The organism is uncultured Amnibacterium sp. (assembly GCF_964250715.1).
Classification (GTDB): Bacteria; Actinomycetota; Actinomycetes; order Actinomycetales; family Microbacteriaceae; genus Amnibacterium.
This window is the reverse complement of sequence record NZ_CAXUGX010000006.1, coordinates 62,265-77,782: the sequence shown is the minus strand read 5'-3', so window position 1 is coordinate 77,782 and position 15,518 is coordinate 62,265. Positions and strand designations below refer to the sequence as shown.

Here is a 15,518-nt window from a genome sequence, read left to right as displayed (position 1 = left end):
GCCCAGATCCGCGACGTGTGCCCATGCGCGCGCAGGGTCAGCTGTCCCTAATCCGAGCAGACAGCGGCACGGTTGCAGGAGGCGCTGCCCTCACGACTCCCGCCCGCGCCCGGCGCCGGGTCGGGAGGTCGGCCGACTCGTTCGGCCGACCGGACTACCCACGACTCTCCCTGGCCCGGCAGGGGCCAGGGGCCCAGCCGCCGGAACGGCGGCGCGACAATCATTCAGTCGCGATGCTCACGACCTTGGGCGCCCGCACGACAACTCGGGCGATGCGGCGCCCGCCGACCGAGCGGCGGACGGAGTCGGACGCGGTTGCGAGCCGTTCCAGGTCCTCGGACGAGATCTTCGGGGAGACGCTCAGCCGGTCGCGCACCTTGCCGTCGACCTGCACGATCGCGGTCACCGCATCCTCGACCAAGAGCGTCGGATCGGCCTTGCGCCACCCGTACAGGGCGACCGTGGCGTCGTAGCCGAGCCGCGCCCACATCTCCTCCGCCGTGAACGGCGCAACCAGACTGAGGATCAGCGCGATCGTCTCGGCGGCCTCGCGTACGGCGGCGTCCGCCGGCCCACCGGCCGAGTCGAGGGTCTTGCGGGCGGCGTTCGTCAACTCCATTACCCGAGCGACCAGCACGTTGAACTTGAACGACTCCACGAGCCCCGGCGCATCGGCCAGCAGCCGGTGCGTCACCCGCCGCAGCGACTCGTTCCCGGTGGCCCACACCGCGTCGGGGCGACTCGTGATCTCGGACGCCAGCCGCAGCGCCCGCGCAAGGAACCGTCCGGACCCCGCGGGGTGCACGTCCTCCCAGTTGACGCTGTCCTCAGGCGGACCGGCGAACGCCATGCTGAGGCGGATCGCGTCGACACCCCAGGTCTGGATCGCCTCGCCCAGGTCGACGCCGCCGCGGCTCTTCGACATCTTCGCGCCGCCCGACAGCACCATGCCCTGGTTCAGCAGCGCACTGAACGGCTCGGTGAAGCCGACGTAGCCCAGGTCGTACAGCACCTTGGTGATGAACCGCGCGTAGAGCAGGTGCAGGATCGCGTGCTCCACGCCGCCGACGTACTGGTCGACCGGCGCCCACTTCTCCGCCTCCGCAGGGTCGAAGGGGCGCGTGTCGTCGTGCGGGGAGAGGAAGCGCAGGAAGTACCAGGAGCTGTCGACGAAGGTGTCCATCGTGTCCGGGTCGCGCCGCGCCGGCGTGCCGTCCCGCGGGTCGGGCACGGTGACCCAGTCGGTCGCCGCGCCGAGCGGCGACGTGCCGCGCGGCTGCAGGTCGAGGCCCTGCGGATCGGGCAGCACGACCGGCAGTTGGTCCTCCGGGACCGGGAACTCCGTGCCGTCGGCGCCGTGGATGATCGGGATGGGTGTGCCCCAGTACCGCTGCCGCGAGATCAGCCAGTCCCGCAACCGGTAGTTCTTGGCGGCACGGCCGCGCCCGGACTCCTCCAGGTCCTTGATCGCGCGCGCGATGCCGTTCTTGCGGCTGAGGCCGTTCCAGGCGCCGGAGTCGGTGAGCCGGCCGTCCCCGGTCAGCGCGATGCCGGTCTGGCCCGGATCGAGCAGGGCCGGCGGCTCGCTCAAGCGGTCGACATCGATCACCGGCACCGCTCCGGTCACCAGCTGCGTCGTGTCGACCACGACGCGCACCGGCAGGTCGAAGCGGCGCGCGAAGTCCAGGTCGCGCTGGTCGTGCGCGGGTACCGCCATGATCGCGCCGTGCCCGTAGTCGGCCAGCACGTAATCGGCGCTCCAGATGGGGATGCGCTCCCCCGTCACCGGGTTCAGTGCATGCCTGCCGAGGAATACGCCGGTCTTCTCGCGGTCGGTGCTGAGCCGGTCGACCTCGGTACTCGACTGCACCTGCGCCACGTATTCCAGAAAGCGCGCCTGCACCTGCGGATCCGCCTCGGCCACCAGCTCGGCCGCCAGGTCGGCGTCCGGCGCAACGACCATGAACGTCGCCCCGTGCAGCGTGTCGGGCCGGGTGGTGAAGACGGTGACGGGCTCGTCGCGGCCCTCGATGACGAAGTCGACATCGGCGCCGTTGGACCGCCCGATCCAGTTGCGCTGCATGGCCAGCACCTTGGGCGGCCAGGTGCCCTCCAGCTGCTTCAGGTCGTCCAGCAGCCGGTCGGCGTAGTCGGTGATCTTGAAGTACCACTGGGTCAGCTTCTTCTTGACCACCACGGCGCCGGAGCGGTCGGAGGTGCCGTCAGGTAGCACCTGCTCGTTCGCCAGCACGGTCTGGTCGACCGGATCCCAGTTGACCCAGCTGTCCTTGCGGTACGCGAGGCCCTTCTCATACAGCTGCAGGAACAGCCACTGGTTCCAGCGGTAGTACTCGGGATCGGAGGTGCGCAGCACCCGCGTCCAGTCGAAGCTGACGCCGAAGCGGTGGAACGTGTCCCGCTGCTGCTCGATGTTGTCGTAGGTCCAGTCCCGCGGGTTCACCCCGCGCTTGATGGCGGCGTTCTCCGCCGGCAGGCCGAACGAGTCCCAGCCGATGGGGTGCAGCACCGTGAAGCCGCGCTGCCGCCAGTACCGCGCGAGAAAATCGCCCAGCATGTACTGCTCCGAGTGCCCCACGTGCAGGTCGCCGGAGGGGTACGGGAACATGTCCAGGATGTACTTGCGCGGGCGGGTGTCGCCCGCGTCGCCGGTGCGGAACGACTGCATCCGATCCCAGACGGGAAGCCACTTCTCCTGCAGCGCGCGGAACTCGGGCACCTGGTCGGGGTCGGTCGAAGGCACGGTCGGACGAAACTTCCTCGAAACATGGGGGCGGAGCCTCCAACTGTAGGGGACGCCTCCCCTACGCTGAACGCGGGCCGTACGCCGGCGTGCATCCGGCGCGGATCAGCACAAACGCTCCGGTCGGGCGCACCGAACACCGTGTACCGATGACCGTGCAGCGGCGGTCCCTCAGGACCGTCGATGACGACGCGGGTTCTGCCGAGATACGCCGGGATACGCCGGGATGCGAAGGAGCAGCGGTGGATGCAGCGCTGACCGACGCCCTGGAAGCGGTCGCGGCCATCGGCGCCTGGCGGTTCGTGGTCGCATTCGTCGGCATGTTCGCCGAGACATCCCTGTTCGTCGGACTGCTCATCCCCGGCGACACGCTGGTGCTGGTCACGAGTACGGCCAACCACGACGCCCTGGACTGGCTGCTGCTGCTGCTCGCCGTGATCGCGGGCTCGCTGGCCGGCGAGTCGGTGGGGTACCTGATCGGCGCGTGGTTCGGACCCCGACTGCGGACGGGGCGCCTCGGACGCCGCATCGGCGAGCGGCAGTGGTTGCGCGCCGAGCACTGGGTGCAGCGCCGCGGTGGCGTCGCCATCCTGATCAGCCGGTTCCTGCCCGTGCTGCACGCTCTGGTCCCGGTCACGACGGGGATGAGCGAGTACCCGTACCGGCGGTTCCTGGCCTGGACCACGCCCGCGTGCGTGGCCTGGGCGCTGCTCTACGTCTCCGTCGGCACCGCCGCGGGCCGCAGCTTCCGGGAGCTGTCGGGAACCCTGCACTTCGCCGGCTGGATCGTCCTGGCCGTGATCGTGGTGTTCCTGGTCGCGGTCGTGATGGGCAAGCGCCTGCTGCACCGATTCGAACGGCGCACCACCCACTCCTGACCCGCGCTCAGACGCAAGCCCACCCTCGCGCGGTGCGTGTGGCGTCGCGCGGTATGCATGCACACCGCGCGACGCCACAGCTACCGCGCGAGGGTCGGAAGCCGGCGGCCGCTCAGAGGCTCTTGCTCTTCACGTAGTCGGCCGCGGCGTCCTTCGGGTCGGTCTTGCTGGTCCCCGAGATCTTCGTGTTGATGGCCAGCAGATCGGCGGTGGTCAGCGTGCTCGACACCTTGTTCAGCACGTCGGTCAGCTTGGTCGAATCGACGCTCGCGGAGTAGACGGGCACGATCTGCTGCGACGCGAACAGGTTCTTCGGGTCGGTCAGGGTGACCAGCTTGTTCGCCAGGATGGACGGCGTCGTGGAGTAGATGTCGGCCACCTGCACCTGGCCGCCGGTCAGCGCCTTCAACGTCGTGTTGCCACCGCCGTCGTTGATGGCCTTGAACTTGATGTCGGTCAGGCCGTAAACGGACTTCAATCCGGGGATGCCGTCGGGACGGGTCGCGAACTCGGGGTTCGCAGCGACGGTCACGCCGCTGACACCCTTCAGGTCGGCGATCGAGGTGAGCTTGTTCTTCTTCGCGTACTCCGGAGTGACGTTCAGTGAATCGGAGTCGGCCGCCTCAGAGAACGCTCCGGCCTTCAGTTTCACCTTGTCGAGCGCGGTGTCGAGCGCGGCCTTGACGGCGTCGCCCGATTTGGCGTTCGCGTTCTTGTCGAGGAACGACAGGATGCTGCCCGCGTACTCCGGCACCAGGTTGATGTCGCCCTTTTGAAGCGAGGCGATGTACGCGGCGCGCGCGCCGATGTTCACCTTGTAACTGACATCGAATCCGGCGTTCTGCAGCGCGTCGCCGTAGATGTAAGCGAGCGCCACGTTCTCGGGGAAGTTGGCCGAGCCGATCGTGATCGGGCTGGCTGCGGCGCTGGCGCTGGTACCGCCTGCGGAGCTCGCGCTCGGTGACGACCCGGAGCCGTTCAGCGAACTGGAGTTGGCGCAGCCGGTGAGCGCGAACGCGGTGGCGGTGAGGACCGCCGCGGTGCCGAGCACGCCCCTGCGAGTGATGCCTGTGGTCCTGATGCCTCTGCGTGTGATTGCCATGGTGTTCGTTCCCTTCATCAGCTGGGTGTCGCGGTTGGTGCGGTCGGCAGTTGCCGACCGCGTGCTGTGGTGGTGCTGTCCGTGCCGCGGGACACCCCGCGCGGCACGACCGTTCGTTGGACGAGTACGAGTAGGCCGTCGACCGCCAAGGCGAGCACCGTGACGAGCACGGCTCCGCCCACCATCTCGACGTAGTTCTGACTGGCGATGCCGGAGATGACGAACGCGCCCAGACTGTCGGTACCGAAATTCGACACGAGCGTCACCGTCGCGATGATCTGCAGCGCGCCGCTGCGCAGGCCGCCGACGAGCAACGGAGCAGCGAGCGGCACCTCGACGCGCGCCAGGATCTGCCACTCGGTCATCCCCATCGCCCGCGCCGCGTCGATGGTCTGCCGGTCGATCGACTCCAGGCCCGCGTACGCGCCGGCGAGCAGCGGAGGCAGACCGAGCAGCACGAAGACGAACACGGTCGGCGGCAGGCCGAGCCCGAACAGCAGCAGCAGGATCGACAGCAGACCGAGCGTGGGGAACGCTCGCACGACGTTCGCCACGACGATCGCCAGCCCACGGCCGCGGCCGGTGTGCCCGATGTACAACCCGATCGGGACGGCGATCACGATCGCGATGAGGATGCAGATCACGCTGAGGAACAGGTGCGCGAGGATCTCGCCGCCGATGCCGAGGCCGCTGTTCACGGACGCCCAGTTGGCGCCGTCGAAGATCCAGGCGATGCCCTGCAGGAACAGCATCAGAGCACCCCGCCGACCTTGACCGGGATCGCTTCCACCCGGGCCCGCGCCGCGCCGCGCGTGAGGCCGAGCCGGTTCCACGGCAGCAGTAGGCGACCGATCAGGGCGAGCACCTGGTCGAAGACCGCCGCGATGATCAGCACCATCACGAAGCCGACGACGGCCTCCAGCAGGAAATTGCGCTGGAATCCGTCCGTCAGGTAGTCGCCCAGGTTGTGGATGCCGACCAGCGACCCCAGGGTCACCAGGCTGATGGTGCTGACCGAGACGATGCGCACGCCGGCCAGCAGCACGGGTCCGGCGAGAGGCAACTCCACCTGGAAGAACCGCTGCACCGGCGAATAGCCCTGCGCCGTCGCCGACTGGCGCACGTCGGCGGAGACCGAGCCGAAGGCGTCGGCCGCAGACCGCACCATGATCGCGACCGCATAGACGGTCAATGCGAGCACGATGTTCAGCGGATTGATCAGGCTGAAGCCGAGGAACACCGGGATGAGCACGACGAGCGCCAGCCCGGGGATCGTGTACAGGATGTTGCCCACGTTCAGCAGGACCGACCGTGCCACCCGCGAGCTGCGAGCCCAATACCCGAGGGGTACCGAGATCACGAACCCGATGACGATCGGCGGAACGCTGAGCGCGATGTGCGCCAGGGTCAGCATGCCGATGTCCCCGAGGTGACTCAGTACCCAATCCATCAGGCGTCGCCCGCCTGGTCGGTCTTGTTCGAGACGCTGCGCGCCTTCACGCCGGCACCGGCCAGCACGCCGCCCGGCGCGCTGACGACGCCCGCGGCATATCCGCTCGCGTCGACCAGCAGCACGTCGTCGCTGTTGGCGCCACCCTGGAGCCCGCCGGCCTGAACGCTCAGCCGGCGCTTGCCGCGCTTGGCGCCGATGAAGTCGGCCACGAAGTCGCTGGCCGGGTTCGCCAGAATCTGCTGCGGCGTGCCCGCCTGCGCGATGCGGCCGCCCCGCTCCAGGATCACGACCTGGCTGCCCAGCAGGAATGCCTCGTCGATGTCGTGGGTGACGAACACGACGGTCTTGCCCAGGTCGCGCTGCAGCCGCAGCAGCTCGCGCTGCAACTCGTCGCGCACGATCGGGTCGACGGCGCCGAACGGCTCGTCCATCAGCAGGATGTTCGGGTCGACCGCCAGCCCGCGGGCCACGCCGATGCGCTGCTGCTGTCCGCCGGAGAGCTGCGCCGGATACCGTTCGGCCATCGCCCGGTCGATCCCGACCGTGTCGAGCAGCGTCAGCGCATCCTGCCGTGCCTTCTTCTTCGGCACGCCGGTGAGCATCGGAACGGTCGCCACGTTGTCGATCACGGTGCGGTGCGGCAGCAGGCCGCTGTTCTGCATTACGTAGCCGATGCCCCGGCGCAGTGCGACGGCGGGGACGGTCGCGACGTCCTTGCCGTCGACGATCACCTGGCCGCTCGTCGGTTCGACCATGCGGTTGATCATGCGCAGCAGCGTGGTCTTGCCGCAGCCGGAGGAGCCGACGAAGACGGTCGTGGACCGCGACGGGATGGTGATCGAGAAGTCCTCGACCGCGGTCGTACCGTCTGGATACCGCTTGCCGACATTGCGGAACTCGATGGGCACGGCCGATCGCCTCTCGCCATCAGATCAGGAACCGGTCGCCCGCCGGCGCCGACCGGAATCATATGCCGCGATCGGTGACGGACCGCGGCAGTGCTACGCCCTGTGTCAGCGCTGTCTGAAAGGCTGACCGGATGACCGATCCCGCGACGGACACCGGCGAGCAGCCGACGACGCCCGTCGAGCAGGTGATCGGACGGGCCATGCGCATCGCCGACGCCGTGCGCGAGTTCCGCGAGCAGCGGGCGCGCCGGCACGGACTGCTGCCCACGATCATCCCGTACGTCGGCTACGGCTCCACCGCGTGGGTCCGGGTGCTCGGCAGGGTGCTGCTGACCCGCAACTCCCGCTCTCGGCACCCGGACGAGTCGGTGCGCGGCTGGCGCAGCTTCACGGGTGTGCCCGTCGACGACATCGGCGTCACGGTCACGGTCGGCGACCGCCGGCATCAGGTTCGCACGGACCGCGGAGGGGTGATCGACGTCACGCTCGAAGCGGCGCTCGAGCCGGGCTGGCACACCGTCACCCTGGTGGTCGACGATCCGCACGATCCGGATGCACCCGGGATCGACGCGCCGGTGTTCGTGCTGGATCCCGCGGTGCCGTTCGGCGTCGTCTCCGACATCGACGACACGGTCATGGTCACCGCCCTGCCGCGGCCACTGCTCGCGGCCTGGAACACCTTCGTGCTCGACGAGCACGCGCGCACCCCGACCCCCGGCATGGCGGTGTTCTACGACCGCGTGCGGCGGTCGCATCCGGAAGCCCCGGTCATCTATCTCTCCACAGGCGCGTGGAATGCGGCGCCGACGCTGCGCCGCTTTCTCAGCCGCAACCTGTACCCGCCGGGGCCGCTGCTGCTGACGGACTGGGGACCCACCCCCGACCGCATCTTCCGCAGCGGACGGGCGCACAAGGTGGCGCAACTGAACCGGCTCGCCCGCGAGTTCCCCGACGTGCGCTGGCTGTTGATCGGCGACGACGGGCAGCACGACGAGGAGACGTACGGACGCTTCGCCCGCGAGCACCGCGACAACGTGGCCGCCGTCTGCATCCGGCAGCTCTCCCCCAGCGAGGCGGTGCTGGCGGGCGGCCGGTCCCGCTCGACCGAGTGGGAGGCGGAGACCGACGTCGACTGGCACTACGCCCCCGACGGCCGCGGCATGGTCACGGCGCTGCAGGACGCGGGACTGTTGTGAGCCGCTGAGGGCGCATCACCTCAGGTCCAGCTGGCGGGGCCCTTCGTGCCTGCCGCGTATTCCTCGAGCGGCACCTCGTTCTTCGACCAGCTGTCGAGCACGGGCTGCACGATGCGCCAGCACTGCACCGCCACGTCGCCACGGACCGACAGGGTGGGGTCGTCGCCCAGCACGCCCCGCAGCACCTCGCCGTACTCGGTGACGGCACTCTTCGGCAGGTCGCCGTCGACGGTGCCCGGCTCCAACTCGAACGGCATGCTCCCGCCCTCGGCGGTCAGCGACAGCGACACCCGAGGCGGCTTGAAGCCGAGCACGATGCGCTCCGCCTGGCCGTCGCCGGTCTGCCCGTCGGGCCGGTGGTTAACCGGGCGCAGCGTCAGCACGATGGAGGCGGCCGGCTGCCCGATCGCCTTGCCGGAGCGCAGGATGAAGGGCACGCCTGCCCACCGGGCCGTGCGCACCTCGAGGGCGATCTGGGCGAGCGTTTCGGTGCCGCGATCCGCATCCACGCCCTCCTCGCTGGCGTAGTCCGGAAAGTGCCGCCCGGCCACCTCGCCCGCGGTGTAGCGGGCGCGGCGGCTGGGCGCCGTCGTGTTCGGGAAGACGGGATCGCCCGACCACAGCGCGGTCGCCCGCAGCGCGGCGGCGGTCGCGTCGCGCAGATCGATCTCAGCGATGCTGGCCGGCGGCTCGGTCGCGACGACGGAGAGCACCTGCAGCAGGTGCGACTGCAGCATGTCGCGGAGCGCCCCGGCGGTGTCGTAGTAGCCGGCGCGGCCCTCCAGCCCCAACTCCTCGTCATAGGTGATCTCGACGCGTTCCACCGATTCGGCGTTCCAGACGGGCTCGAACAGCCGGTTGTTGAAGCGCAGGGCCAGCGTGGCGAGCACGACGCGATGACCGAGGAAGTGGTCGACGCGGTGGATCTGCTGCTCCGAGACGACCTTCGCCAGTTGCTCGTTCAGGTGGACGGCGTCCTCGGCGTCGTTGCCGAACGGCTTCTCCAGCGCCAATTCCGTGTGCTCGGGCAGATCCAGGTCGGCCAGCACGTTCGCGACGGTGGCGACCACGCTGGGCGGCAGGGCGAAGTAGACGATCAGGTCGCCTTGCACCTTCTGCAGCAGCCCGCGCCAGTCGTCCTGCTTGGTCGGGTCCGCGACCACGTACTCGGCTGCGTCGATGGTCCGACTCGCCAGGTCGCCCTTCGCACCGGTCGACTCGAAGGCCGTCTTCACGGTGCCGCGCCACTCCTCGGTCGACTTCTCGCTGCGGCCGGAGCCGATCACCGTCAGCCCGTCGAGCAGGTCGAGATCGGTCTGCTCACCGCCGGCGATCAGGCTGCCGAGCCCCGGCAGCAGCAGGCGCTCGGTCAGGTCGCCGCTGGCGCCGAGGATCAGGAGTGTTGTGGAGTCGCTCACGGCTGTGAGTGTAGGAAGTCCGGGCTGGGAGCAGCGCGAACGCTCGCTGACCGCCGCGCGCTCGTGATTCCGCGCCTCCGGAACCTCGCCGGGGTGCGCATACGAAGTCGGGCGGAGGCGGTGCTGCTGGTTGACTGCAGGGATGCGGAGGGGGGTGCGAGCGGCCGCCGCGGTGCTGGGCAGCGCACATCCCGGGCCGTCCGTGGTGGTCACGCTGGCCGCCGTCGGGCTCGGCGCCGCGGTGGGGGCGGAGCCGGTGCGCGTCGCCCTGCTTGCGGCCGGCGTGCTGATCGGTCAGCTCTCCGTCGGCTGGGGCAACGACTGGCTGGACGCGGCGCGCGACCGCGCCGCGGGCCGCACCGACAAGCCGGTGGCCGTCGGCAGCGTCTCCCCCACGACGGTCCGCGCCGCTGCGCTGGTGTCGCTGGTCCCCGGACTGCTGCTGCCGGTGCTCGCCGCGCCGGCGGCCGGAGCGCTGCATGCGGTCTTCGTGCTCTGCGGGTGGACCTACGACCTGGGGCTGAAGGCGACTGCGCTGTCGGTGCTGCCCTACGCGGTCGGCTTCGCCACACTGCCGTCGCTCGGGACGCTGCTCCTCGGCCCGCCCCGCCTCGCTCCCTGGTGGGCGACCGCCGCCGGAGCCGCGCTGGGGATCGCCGCGCACTTCGCCAACGTCGTCCCCGATGTCGAGGCGGACGCCGCCGCCGGCATCCGCGGGCTGCCGCAACTGCTGGGTGCTCGCGCCTCCGCCCTGCTCGCCCCCGCCGTGCTGCTCGCCGGCACCGCGCTGGCGGTGGCGGGCAGCGGGCTGCAGTCTCCGCTGACGATCGTGGCCGCCGCGGTCGCCGCCCTCTGCGCGGTCGCGGGTGTGGTCAGCGGCCTCCGCACGTCTCCGGGGCGTACCCCGTTCCGCCTGGTGCTGGTCGCCGGGCTCGCCCTGGTCGTGGCGTTGATCGGCGCCGGCGCCCGACTCGTCGGCTGAGCACGAAGCGGGCGGCCGACGCAGCCCGGGCCGGGCCGGGCGAACTCACCGGGCGGGGCGATCTCGCCGGTCGGCGCAGCGGCCGACCCGCGCGTTGCTACCGTGGCGGGAATGACCGTTGCGCCACGCCAGCTGCTGGACGACGACCTGCTGGCCCGCATCCACGATCGCGCGCCCACCTACGATCGCGACAACGCGTTCCCGGAGGCGGATTTCGCCGAGCTGCGGCAGGTCGGCTACCTGGCGGCCCTGGTGCCGCAGCGGTTCGGCGGGGCGGGGTTGACCCTGGCCGAGACGGTGCGCGAGCAGGCCCGCCTGGCCGCCGCCGCGCCCGCGACGGCGCTGGCCGTCAACATGCACCTGGTCTGGACGGCGGTCGCCAAGACGCTGTCCGACCGCGGCGATACCAGCTTGGACTTCGTGCTCACGGAGGCGGCGGCCGGCGAGGTCTTCGCCTTCGGTGTCAGCGAGGCCGGCAACGACCTGGTGCTGTTCGGCTCCTCGACGGTCGCCCGGCCCCTGCCCGACGGCGGCATCGCCCTGACGGGTACGAAGACGTTCACCTCGCTGTCGCCGGTCTGGACGCGGCTCGGCACCTTCGGCCTCGACACCGTCAGCGACGACGGGCCCCGCATCGTCTGGGGCTTCGCGGACCGTACCGCCGACGGCATCGAGATCGTCCCCGACTGGGACACCCTCGGGCAGCGCGCGACGCAGAGCCACACCACGCATCTGACCGACGTGCGCATCCCCGCCGACCGGGTCGTCCGCCGCCTGCCGCCCGGCCCCAACCCCGACCCGCTGATCTTCGGCGTGTTCGTCAACTTCGAGATCCTGCTCGCGAGCGTGTATGCGGGACTGAGCGCGCGGGCCGTGCAACTGGCCGTCGAGACCGCGCGCTCCCGCACCTCCAAGCGCCTCGGCGGAGCGCCGAAGTCGGACGACCCCGACATCCGGCACCGGGTCGCCGCCGCCGCGCTGCTCGACGATGCGCTGCTGCCGCAGGTAGTGGCGCTCGCCACCGATGTCGACACGCAAGCCGACCACGGCGGCCGGTGGTTCGCGAAGGCGTCGGGCCTGAAGGTGCGAGTGACTGAGGGGGCCAAAGCGGTGGTCGACCAGGCGATCCTGGTCGGCGGGGGCAGCGGGTACGCGGCCGGCAGCGAGCTGTCGCGGCTGTACCGCGACGTGCTGGCCGGCGCCTTCAACCCGTCTACCAGCGACTCCGCGCACAGCACGATCGCCACCAGCCTGCTGGGTCCGGTCAGCGTCTGAGCGATGTCGCGGTCGCGGTCACCGCGGCTCGTGCGCGTGCCGGGCCCCCTGGGACAGCAGCGCGGTGGTGACGCCGAGCACGGTCAGCGTCGACGTGGCGACGAGGACGGCGATCAACGGCAACGTCCACGTGCCGGCCACCTCGTGCAGCGCACCGAGCAGCGACGGCGCGCAGGCCGCCACCACGTAGCCGACGCCCTGCACGAACGCCGACAGGAACGTGGAGTGCCGACCGTCGCGCGAGACGCGCACGATGACGCCGAAGATGGCGGAGAAGCCGCCGCCCTGCGCGATGCCGCCGATCGTCGACCAGACGAGGAACGACTCCGGGGCGGCGATCAGCCCGATCGGCAGCACGCACCAGGTCAGGCCGATCGCGAGCAGCAACTGCCACGGCTGCAACCGGCGGGCGAGCAGGGGTACACCGAGGCCGCCGATGAGGGCCGCGCCCTGGAACACGGATGAGGAGGTCCCCGCGACCGCCGCGGACAGGCCGCGTTCGTCGGCCAGCAGGGTGGGCAGCCAGGCGGTGACACCGTAATAGCTGAAGCCCTGGGCGGCGAAGACGGCGGCGAGCAGCCAGGGCAGCGGATCGGCCAGGTCCCGGTTGCGGGCGGCGGCCGGCAGCGACGACGACGGGGACGGGGACGGGGACGACGAGGACGTCGGGAACACGGTCGCCGACGCCGCACGGACCCGCAGCAGCACGACCACCCAGACGGCGGCGGCGAGCAGCCCGAACACGGCCCACACCGCCGTGGCGACCCGCCAGCCGGCCAGCTCGGCGATCGGCACCGTGGCGAGGGAGGTCACGAGCGACCCCAGGTTGAGGCCGGCCGTGTAGATGCCGGTCGCCAGCGCACGGCCGGGCGCCGGCAGTCCCTCCCGGATCAGCACCGGCACCACGACGTTGCCGACCGTGATCGCGACCCCCAGCAGGATGGTCGAAGCGATCGCGAGCGCGAATCCGCCGCTGGAGCGCACCAGCATCGCAACCACCACGCCGCCCAGGCAGGCGAACACCGACCGCTGCGGCCCGATCCGCCGGATCAGCACCAGCGCGAGGGGGGAGGCGAGCCCGAAGCACAGTACGGGCAGCGAGGTGAGCAGGCCCAGCTGCGGGGCGCTCAGGTGCAGCTCGCTCCGGATGGGCGCGGCGACCGGCGGCAGCGTGACGATCGGACCGCGCAGGTTGAAGGCGATCAGCACGATCGCGAACAGCAGCAGCGAGACCGCCGCCGCCGGGCGCCGGGCGGACGGCGACCGTGCCCCGATCGTCATCGGGCGCCGGGAGTCAGCGGGCACCGGATCGTCATACCTGGAGGATTGCGAGGATCGGCTGAGCGGCAGCCGAGCCGCGCCGGGCTCGGGTCGGGCCCGGCGAATCCCCGACCTAGCATTCGACGGTGATCGGGATGCTGCAGTGAGTCGGGATGCACCGAGTCGGCCGGACACAGCCGGGGACGACCAGCGGGACGCGCCTGCGCCCCGCTACCGTCACTCCGGGCTGATCCTGGCGATCTGCTGCTTCAGCCTGTTCATCGTGTCGCTGGATGTGACCGTGGTGAACGTGGCCCTGCCGTCGCTCGGCCGCGACCTGCACGCCGGCGTCACCAGCCTGCAGTGGACCCTCGACGCCTACACGCTGACCCTGGCGAGCCTGCTGGTGCTGGCCGGTTCGACCGCCGACCGCCTGGGCCGGCGTCGCATCTTCCAGCTCGGCCTCGTCGTCTTCACCCTCGGCTCACTGCTGTGCAGCATCGCGCCGAGCGTCGGCTTTCTGATCGCCGCCCGCGTGCTGCAGGCGGTCGGCGGCTCGATGATGAACCCGGTCGCCCTGTCCATCATCACGACCACGTTCACCGACAAGGTCAAGCGGGCCCGCGCCGTGGGCGTGTGGGGCGCGGTCGTGGGCGTCTCGTTCGGCCTCGGCCCGTTCGTCGGCGGCCTGCTGGTCACGACCGTGGGGTGGCGGGCGATCTTCATCGTCAACGTGCCGATCGGCATCGCCGCGATCGTGCTGACGGCGCTGTTCGTGCCGGAGTCGTTCGGCGGCCGCCGCAAGCTGGATCCGGCCGGGCAGGCGCTCATCATCCTGACCCTGGCCGGAGTCGTGTTCGGCCTGATCGAGGGACCGGAGCTGGGCTGGGCCTCCCCCGCGACCCTCGGCGCCTTCGTGGTCGCGGCGGTGTCCCTGGTCGCCTTCATTCGGGTGGAGCAGCGGCTTGCAGAACCGCTGATCGACGTTCGATTCTTCGCCAGCGCGCCGTTCTCGGCAGCGGTGCTGACCGCGGTGATGGCCTTCGCGGCATGGAGCGGATTCCTGTTCGTCAGCACCCTCTACCTGCAGGACGCCCGACAGCTGACGCCGATCATGGCGGGCCTCTGCACCGTCCCGGCGGGACTCGCGATCCTGCTGCTGTCGCCGCTGTCCGGTCGCCTGGTGGGGAAGACCGGTACCCGACTGCCGATGGCGCTCGCGGGCATCGGCATCGGCGGCGCATCCGCGGTGCTGCTGGGACTGACGACCTCCACGCCGCTGCCGCTGCTGATCGGCACCTACACGCTGTTCGGCGCGGGCTTCGGCATGATCAACGCCCCAATCACGAACACGGCCGTCTCGGGCATGCCGAACGCACAGGCCGGCGCGGCGGCGGCGATCGCCTCCACGGCCCGCCAGGTGGGCGCTGCGCTCGGCATCGCGATCGCGGGCTCGGTGACCGGCGCGGCGGGCGCGGGCCGGATCGGCGCGAGCTTCGCGACGGCGACGCATCCGCTGTGGTGGGTCGTGATCGGCGTCGCGGTGGCGATCATCGCGCTCAGCATCCTGAGCAACACCCACTGGGCGGACCGCTCGTCCGACCGCATCGCCCCGCTGCTCGCCGAGGCCTGACCGGGCGGGTAGCGGGGATGTACACTCGACGGGCCGCTTCGGCGGCGGTCATGGGTCTGTGGCGCAGCTGGTAGCGCACCTGCATGGCATGCAGGGGGTCAGGGGTTCGAGTCCCCTCAGATCCACGGAACGACACGATGCCTCGCCCAACGGGTGGGGCATCGTGTCGTTTGAGGCTCTCGACGGATCGAGAACCCCTTCACGGGGTGGGCCCCGAGTCGCCGGTTCCGACGCTTCGCGCAGCGACGTGGTGGCCGTGCGACTTGGGATCGAGTCCCCTCAGATCCACGGAACGACACGATGCCTCGCCCAACGGGTGGGGCATCGTGTCGTTTGAGGCTCTCGACGGATCGAGACCTCCTTCGAGGGGTGGGCCCCGAGTCGCCGGTTCCGACGCTTCGCGAAGCGACGTGGCGGCCGTGCGACTTGGGATCGAGTCCCCTCAGATCCACGGAATTACGAGATGCCTCGCCCAACGGGTGGGGCATGTCGTCGTTTGAGGCTCTGCGGAGGGCTGTATCCGCAGGTTTCGCACGGTAGGCCCGGCGTCGCGCGGTGTGCCTGCGTACCGCGAGAGAGCGCAGCTGCCGCGCGAGGTCGGCCGAGAACGTGGCTCGGGTGCGCGGGGTCGCGATCGCCGTCATTCGCCGTC

The 15,518-nt window shown here is 70.7% G+C and carries 12 protein-coding genes and 1 tRNA gene; 6 read left to right on the top strand and 7 right to left on the bottom strand.

Annotated elements, in window-relative coordinates; translation table 11 throughout:
• Positions 1-220 precede the first annotated feature (220 nt).
• Positions 221-2,761: a leucine--tRNA ligase gene (leuS, locus tag ACFE7H_RS07760; protein ID WP_375400653.1), complete on the bottom strand. Its 2,541-nt coding sequence runs from the start codon at positions 2,759-2,761 to the stop codon at positions 221-223.
• A gap of 242 nt (positions 2,762-3,003) precedes the next feature.
• On the opposite strand from leuS, the gene ACFE7H_RS07755 reads away from it, so the two are divergent.
• Positions 3,004-3,639, top strand: a complete 636-nt coding sequence (locus ACFE7H_RS07755; RefSeq protein WP_375400652.1) for a DedA family protein — start codon at positions 3,004-3,006, stop codon at positions 3,637-3,639.
• 112 nt (positions 3,640-3,751) lie between these two features.
• Here the strand turns inward: ACFE7H_RS07755 and ACFE7H_RS07750 are convergent, their stop codons facing one another.
• The 4 genes from ACFE7H_RS07750 to ACFE7H_RS07735 are packed head-to-tail and all read right to left on the bottom strand — an operon-like array spanning position 3,752 to position 7,102.
• Positions 3,752-4,741 carry an ABC transporter substrate-binding protein gene (locus ACFE7H_RS07750; protein WP_375400651.1) on the bottom strand — a complete coding sequence of 330 codons (990 nt, stop codon included), beginning with the start codon at positions 4,739-4,741 and terminating at the stop codon, positions 3,752-3,754.
• Positions 4,742-4,758: 17 nt separating this feature from the next.
• Complete coding sequence (locus ACFE7H_RS07745) at positions 4,759-5,493, bottom strand: ABC transporter permease (RefSeq protein WP_375400650.1); 735 nt, start codon at positions 5,491-5,493, stop codon at positions 4,759-4,761.
• Positions 5,493-6,191, bottom strand: coding sequence for an ABC transporter permease (locus tag ACFE7H_RS07740; RefSeq protein WP_375400649.1), 699 nt, complete (start codon positions 6,189-6,191; stop codon positions 5,493-5,495). Before ACFE7H_RS07740 ends, ACFE7H_RS07745 begins: the two co-directional genes overlap by 1 nt.
• Entirely contained in the window at positions 6,191-7,102 is a 912-nt protein-coding gene (locus tag ACFE7H_RS07735) for an ABC transporter ATP-binding protein (RefSeq protein WP_375400648.1), read from the bottom strand. The genes ACFE7H_RS07740 and ACFE7H_RS07735 overlap by 1 nt, the downstream gene beginning before the upstream one ends.
• Positions 7,103-7,233: 131 nt before the next feature.
• Between ACFE7H_RS07735 and ACFE7H_RS07730 the strand changes: the two genes are divergently transcribed.
• Positions 7,234-8,298 carry an App1 family protein gene (locus ACFE7H_RS07730; RefSeq protein WP_375400647.1) on the top strand — a complete coding sequence of 355 codons (1,065 nt, stop codon included), beginning with the start codon at positions 7,234-7,236 and terminating at the stop codon, positions 8,296-8,298.
• A gap of 20 nt (positions 8,299-8,318) precedes the next feature.
• On the opposite strand, the gene ACFE7H_RS07725 is transcribed toward ACFE7H_RS07730, so the two are convergent.
• Positions 8,319-9,716: a glucose-6-phosphate dehydrogenase gene (locus ACFE7H_RS07725; RefSeq protein WP_375400646.1), complete on the bottom strand. Its 1,398-nt coding sequence runs from the start codon at positions 9,714-9,716 to the stop codon at positions 8,319-8,321.
• A 142-nt stretch (positions 9,717-9,858) separates the two neighbouring features.
• Between ACFE7H_RS07725 and ACFE7H_RS07720 the strand changes: the two genes are divergently transcribed.
• Positions 9,859-10,698 carry a UbiA family prenyltransferase gene (locus tag ACFE7H_RS07720; protein ID WP_375400645.1) on the top strand — a complete coding sequence of 280 codons (840 nt, stop codon included), beginning with the start codon at positions 9,859-9,861 and terminating at the stop codon, positions 10,696-10,698.
• A gap of 111 nt (positions 10,699-10,809) precedes the next feature.
• Positions 10,810-11,973, top strand: a complete 1,164-nt coding sequence (locus tag ACFE7H_RS07715) for an acyl-CoA dehydrogenase family protein (RefSeq protein ID WP_375400644.1) — start codon at positions 10,810-10,812, stop codon at positions 11,971-11,973.
• A gap of 18 nt (positions 11,974-11,991) precedes the next feature.
• Here ACFE7H_RS07715 and ACFE7H_RS07710 read toward each other — a convergent pair whose 3' ends face one another.
• Positions 11,992-13,278, bottom strand: coding sequence for a CynX/NimT family MFS transporter (locus tag ACFE7H_RS07710; RefSeq protein WP_375400643.1), 1,287 nt, complete (start codon positions 13,276-13,278; stop codon positions 11,992-11,994).
• Positions 13,279-13,396: 118 nt separating this feature from the next.
• On the opposite strand from ACFE7H_RS07710, the gene ACFE7H_RS07705 reads away from it, so the two are divergent.
• On the top strand, positions 13,397-14,866 hold the full coding sequence (locus tag ACFE7H_RS07705) for an MFS transporter (protein WP_375400642.1): 1,470 nt from the start codon (positions 13,397-13,399) through the stop codon (positions 14,864-14,866).
• A 52-nt stretch (positions 14,867-14,918) separates the two neighbouring features.
• Positions 14,919-14,991 (top strand) — tRNA-Ala (locus ACFE7H_RS07700).
• The last annotated feature ends 527 nt before the right edge of the window (positions 14,992-15,518 follow it).